General features: G+C 70.8%; 5 protein-coding genes. All 5 read right to left on the reverse strand.

Annotated features, from left to right (window positions below):
- Positions 1-118: 118 nt before the first annotated feature.
- Positions 119-1,240 carry a DnaB-like helicase N-terminal domain-containing protein gene (locus AOJ26_RS38355; RefSeq protein ID WP_053852965.1) on the reverse strand — a complete coding sequence of 374 codons (1,122 nt, stop codon included), beginning with the start codon at positions 1,238-1,240 and terminating at the stop codon, positions 119-121.
- Positions 1,240-2,496, reverse strand: coding sequence for a DNA cytosine methyltransferase (locus AOJ26_RS38360; protein WP_053852968.1), 1,257 nt, complete (start codon positions 2,494-2,496; stop codon positions 1,240-1,242). The genes AOJ26_RS38355 and AOJ26_RS38360 overlap by 1 nt, the downstream gene beginning before the upstream one ends.
- A gap of 5 nt (positions 2,497-2,501) precedes the next feature.
- Entirely contained in the window at positions 2,502-3,374 is an 873-nt protein-coding gene (locus AOJ26_RS38365) for a hypothetical protein (RefSeq protein WP_063790382.1), read from the reverse strand.
- A gap of 23 nt (positions 3,375-3,397) precedes the next feature.
- On the reverse strand, positions 3,398-4,330 hold the full coding sequence (locus AOJ26_RS38370) for an alpha/beta hydrolase (RefSeq protein WP_234358776.1): 933 nt from the start codon (positions 4,328-4,330) through the stop codon (positions 3,398-3,400).
- Positions 4,331-4,723: 393 nt separating this feature from the next.
- The coding region (locus tag AOJ26_RS38375) for a hypothetical protein (protein WP_053852967.1) at positions 4,724-5,588 on the reverse strand (865 nt) is incomplete at its 5' end.

Consider the following 5,588-nt stretch of genomic DNA (forward strand, 5'->3'; position numbering starts at 1 on the left):
GCGTGGGCGGGGGGGGTGTCGAACTGGACGTGGGCGTCGAGAGGGCTATGGGGCATGGAGGCGGGCTCGATTCGAGGCCGGCCTGGCCGTGGAGGCCGGCCTGACCCGGTGGTTGAGGTCATCGGTGGGCGCGAGTTGCGGTGACGGCTGGCCGGGGCGGCCCGGCCCGGGGACGCGGCGCGGACCGCGCGGGGGCACTGGTGGCGGACGCGGGGGTGGGCGCGGTGGCGCGGTTCCAGCGGGTGCGCAGGGCGTTGAGGTCGGCCAGGGCGCGGCGGCTGCCGGTGATGAGCTGGTGGGGGGTGTTGGCGGGGTCGTCGGTGTAGGCGGTGATCCGCGCGGCGACAGTGTGGGCGCGGGTGAGGAGGGCGCGTTTCAGGATTTTCTCGCCCCAGTACTCGGGGGAGCCGGCGGGTGTGGAGACCAGGGCCATCAGGTCTTTGGGAGTGAGGGAGTCGGTGATCAGTCTGCGGTGCTGGGCCTCGCCGAGGACGGTGACCGGGTCGACCATGTCGCCGCGGTGGACCAGCGCCGTGATGGACTGCCAGAGCGCGGCGTGCAGCGGCAGCAGGAAGTCCTCGGCGACGAGCCACCGCATCTGCTGGACCTCCGCCGGATAGGCGGTGGCCGTCGCCAGGAGGAGGCGTTCTTCGTCGAGGTCCTCCTCGCCGGCCTGCCGTGGATCATCCACGGGGGGTGTCGTGCGGGGGAAGGAGCCGGGGTGCGGGGCGAACTGTTCGGCGAGGGCGTCCAGGACGCGGCCGATGTCGTCGGCCATGCCGAGCGTCGTGGCTGTCGGGTTGGGCAGGCCCGGGTCGGTTGCGGTGGAAGCGAGGCGCTCGGCGTGCGCGCGCAGGATCCGGCGAGCGTTGTCGGCGCGGATCATCCTGGCGTACGCCGCAGTGTGCTTGGGCTGCGGGCAGAACTGGATGAGGGCGTGGAGGTAGGAGGCGCTCAGGCCGCGAGCGTGAGGACGGGCGTGGTCCAGCACGGCGTTGAGCCAGGCCGTGTCCTTGGCATGGTTGGCGGGGTCGGGTGGTGGGAGGGTGCGGATCGCGGTGAACAGTGCGGCGTGGGTGTGGCTGTCGAAGTGGTGGGCGATCAGCGGCTCGGTGTCGGCCAGACGCGAAGGTTCGAGGAGGAGGGCGCCGAGCAGAGCCTGCTCGGCGTAGTGCACGGGCTTCGGCACCGGGACGCGGTCGAGGCCGTCGTCGTCATGGGGATCGATGGCGTGAGGCATCAGGCGGCGAGAGTGAAGTCAGCAGGGTTGAAGGGCTTGTTGAGGTGCGTGGCGAGCAGGTGTGCGGCCAGGCGAGGGGGGACGGCGTTGCCGATCTGCGAGAACATCTGGCCCTTGTTGCCCTGCCAGGGATAGTCGGTGGGGAAGCTCTGCAGCACACCCGCTTCCCGGGCGGTGATCTTGATCGGCTCCGGTGCCGACCCCGCTGCCTCGACGGCGGGCTCGGCGACCCAGGTGCACTCGTTGGCCCGGTGGCCGAAGAAGAGCGTGCCGGCGGGTTCGTCGGACCGGCGGATGGTGGCGTTGGTCTGGTTGTTGCTGCGCAGTGACCACGACCAGCGGTGCGCCTCGGCAGTGAACGTGGGGGCTGCGTCTGCGGGGCGGTTCTCGCGGGCGCCGTGCGGGGCGGCCCAGCCGGAGCCCTCTCGCCGGAAGGGCAGGACGATCTCGGAGTCGGGGCGGGGTGCCCAGGTGCCGCGGGCGCGGGCGTCGGTGAGGGTCTTGCGGGCGCCGGAGGGGAAGGGCTCTGGGCCTCCGCCTGGTCCGCCGCCCGCGCACACAGTGGGCACGGGCCGGTCGGTGGCGCCCCAGCCGAGGGCCTCCGCCATGGACACCCAGCGGGTGCGGCCGGGCCCGAACAGGCTTTCTGGCTCGGCGAGTTGTGCATGTGTGGGGGGTGGGGGCTCGGCGGTTCGTACCCGGGAGGCGAGCAGGATCGCCCTCCGCCGAGTCTGCGGGACACCGTAGTCGGCGGCGTTGAGAATGCCGACCCACACCGAGAAGCCCCAGGTGCGCAGGATGGCCGCGTACTGCTTCCACAACGGCAGAACGTCGGGGACCTCTTCCATGGCCACCCACTCGGGCTCGCCCACGGTGTTCAGGGCGTGCAGGTAGCGCATGGGCTCGGCCGCCAGGAGAGAGCGCTCGTCCGCGCACGCGGCGAGCAACTGCTCGCGGGTGTCGCGTCCGGCCGCGAGGTCGGCGACGGCCTGGTGGACGAGCGGCTGGTCGACCAGGCCGAGCCGCTTGCCGGCCATGCTCCATGCCTGGCACGGCGGGGAGGCGATGAGTCCGAGGATGCGGCCGGAGAAGATCCACGTCGGATAGCGGGCGACGTCGGTCCGGATCGTCAACTGCCCCGCCATGGCTCGGGTCTTACAGGCCCATGCATCCCACTCCAGGCCGAGGTCCCGCGCGCCGAGGACGGTGAGCGCGTGGCTCCAGCCGCCGGGCCCGGCGAACAGATCGAGGATGATCCGCCTCACCAGGCCAGTCCGAAGTCGCCCTGCACCGGTTGGGCTTCACCGCGGCAGGCCCAGGGAGAACAGCCGTCGATCACGCCGTTCTCCATCTCCTCCACCGCAGCGGCACCGTCGTCGAGTTCCTGCTGGCGCGCAGCCCACTCCGCGGCGGTGACGTGGTCGATGGGGGCCTGGTCGAGCGGGACGCGGGAGCGGTGCAGGAACGCCTGGCCCAGCAGCCGGTTCCCGGCCGCGTTCGCGCGGGCGTTGCCCTGGCGGATGGCCGCGTCGAACGCGACCACGTCCGCCCATTCCTCCGGACTGCTTTCCCGGATATTCCTCCACTGCGCGTTTCCGTGAAATGGGCAACCGAGGCAGCTCGATTTCGGCGTGTCTGCCAGGCCTATAGAGGTCAAATAGCGGATGCAGTCTGCGCGTGACCAGCCGAGGTCTATGAGTGGATGCCGGTTGCGCATGTACTTGACGTCGGCGTCCTTGGCCCGGTGAAATTCATCCGTCGAGATGCCGACCCACTGTTCGACGAATATATCCTTGGGGATGCGCTGGGGGTAGGGGTAGCCGAGGAGTTCCCGGACCTTCTTCTTGATCGGTTTGATCTTGTATTCCCCGGTGCACTGGCGCCTGGTCATGCCCTGCTTCCCGTCCTGGTTGAGGATGTATAGAGGCATGGACGCGAAGCGGTGCTCGGGATCTAGGGCATCGTTACGGATGTTTCCCGCGGTGACGCGCAGAACGGGTATGCCTGCAGGCGCGGCTATTTCTTGTTCGAGGCGGTCGAGGTGGGAATAGACGGCTTTGGGTTCCCAGCCAGTGTCGGCGAAGATGGCGTAGTCGACCTTGGGAAGGATGCCTTCGGCGGACAGGGCAAGCATGGTACTGGATTGAATTCCGGCGCCTAGTGAAATCGCGTGGAAAGCGGGGAGTTCGGAAATGACTGGTCCTTGGGGTGATGGGGTCGGCCCAGTTCAGCGGCGAGGCGGGCGATGCGGGCGCTGATGAGGGCTGCGTGGCGGATGGGCAGGGCGTGTGTGGTGTGAGGGAGGACGTCCAGCGCGGCGGCCGGGAGTTGGACGGCCAGATGCTTGGTGTGGGCGGCGGGGATGTGCCGGTCGTCGGCTCCCGCCATGAGCATCAGCCGGTCGCCGAGTTGGCTCAGGACGGTGAGGTCGCGCGGCTTGTAGTCGCACAGGGACTGCCACAGGGCGGCGAGATCACCGGTCGCGGTGTGGATGACGCCGTGGCGGCACCGTGGTGGCCCGTCGGCCGACCGGTTGGGGCGTGGGGTGAGGCTGTGGGGGTGCGTGCCGGGAAGCCGTCGGCGCAGGAGATCCACTGCGCGCGGTGCGTGGGCGCAGGTCAGAGCAGCGAGGCTGCGCCCGGCGGCCAGCAGCCAGGCGCGCGGGCCGCGGCCGGGCAGCACCGTCGCACCGCGTGCGGTGGGAGACAGCAGCACCATGCCCCGTACCCGGGTCAGGTATTGGGGGTGCAGGGCGGTGAGTTCCTGCAGGACGAGGGCGCCCAGGGAGTGGCCAGCGAGCACGAGCGGTCCGGTGGGGACGAGGCGGGTCAGGATCTGGTGCAGGTCGTCGGCGAGCTGTTCGACCGTCAGCGGTGCCCGGCCTCGGGAGGTGTGGCCGTGCGCGCGCTGGTCGTAGCGCAGGACGCCCAGGCCCAGACCGGTCAGGTGCCGGGTGTGCAGACGCCACAGGTCGGCGGTGACGGACGCGCCGTGCACGAGGACGACCGTCGCGTCGTCGCGACGCGGGCGCACAGGCGTATCGCGGTAGACGGCCAGGGGTGTGCCGTCCGCGGCGGAGACGGACAACACCTCAGTGACAGAAGGCGGATTGGGCATGGGAGGGGACTCCGGAAGGTGGATCGCTGGAGGGGCAGCCGTGCGCTGCGTGAGCCGGGGGCGGAGCCAGCTGTTGGACACCGCACTGCGCTTGTCGCTGCGAGTGGGGCGTGGCGATACCGAGGACCCGCGACTCCGAGGGCCCCGGACGTTCAGCGCCGTACCGCTGTTGGGGGCGCCGCGAGGGTTAGCGAGGGCGGCGCAGCGGTGCGGGTGGCGGCGATGGCAGGGGCTGCCCCAGCCGGTCCAGTCCGCCGCCGGCCAGGTGGCGCGGGCGACCAGGACGCGGTCCGCCGGGGCGAAGCTCATCGTCTGCGACCCGCCCCCTGCTTCGTTGCATGAGGGATCACGGCCGCTGCTCGGGCGCTAGCCGGGGGGCTTGTGCTGGGCGAGGGCACGCCGGCCTTCGGCGGTGACGTGGAGGCGCTGACCCTGGTGCAGGGGTGTCGTGGTGTCCACGTCGACGAGTTCTCGCTTGATCAGGGCGTTGAGGCTGGCGACGTTCACGGTGGCCCGGTCCTTGTCGATGGCCTTGAGCACGCCGTGCCGGCTGATTACGTAACGAGTGCCGCCTCCTGCGGACAGCCGGGCGAGGACGGCGTACTGGCTGGCCGTGATCTCCGGCACCGGTGTCTCCTGCTGCTGTTCGGAGTACTGCTTCAGGTCCCGGGAGATACCACTGGCGAGGTAGTAGCAGCCGGTGCATGCCAGGTCGAGCCCGTGGGCGGCGTCCGCGAGGCGCTCCGCCATGGCGGGGACGGCCTCCGCGTGCCGTGCCGTGCGCACGGCTGCTTCATCGGCCGGCGGGCCGGGGAACGCGGCGCCCTCCAGAGGGTTGGCCTGCAGCGCGCCGGCCAAGTCGGACGCGGCGATGCTGGCGGCGAAGACGACGGAGGCGAGCGCATCCAGGGACGGGCGGCTGCCGGGTACGGCGGCGTACTGGCTGCCGTCGAGGGCGGCCAGGCGTTCCATGGCCTGTTGGACCAGCTCGTTCGTGGCCAGGATCTTCGACGTGAGCTGCTGCCGGGCGTCGGTGCCGGGTGTGAGGGTGAGTGAGCGGCCTTCGCTGTGCAAGTCCTCGAAGGCGCTGCCGAGTTGCCGCAGGTGGGCGATCTCGGCTTGCAGGTCGATCTGGTGAATGGTGCTGCTCCGGGTGAGGGCCGGGGGCTTGGTGGTCAGCGGCTGCGTCGGTGGGCCTGGTCCGGGGAGGGTGTCGCGGGCGTGGCTGGAC

The sequence above is a fragment of the Streptomyces sp. NRRL B-24085 genome (assembly GCF_001282115.1).
Taxonomy (GTDB): Bacteria; Actinomycetota; Actinomycetes; order Streptomycetales; family Streptomycetaceae; genus Streptomyces.

Coding starts and splice junctions, on each gene's coding strand:
- AOJ26_RS38355 (WP_053852965.1), bottom strand. CDS start 1,240: ATGCCTCACGCCATCGATCCCCATGACGACGACGGCCTCGACCGCGTC.
- AOJ26_RS38365 (WP_063790382.1), bottom strand. CDS start 3,374: ATGCTTGCCCTGTCCGCCGAAGGCATCCTTCCCAAGGTCGACTACGCC.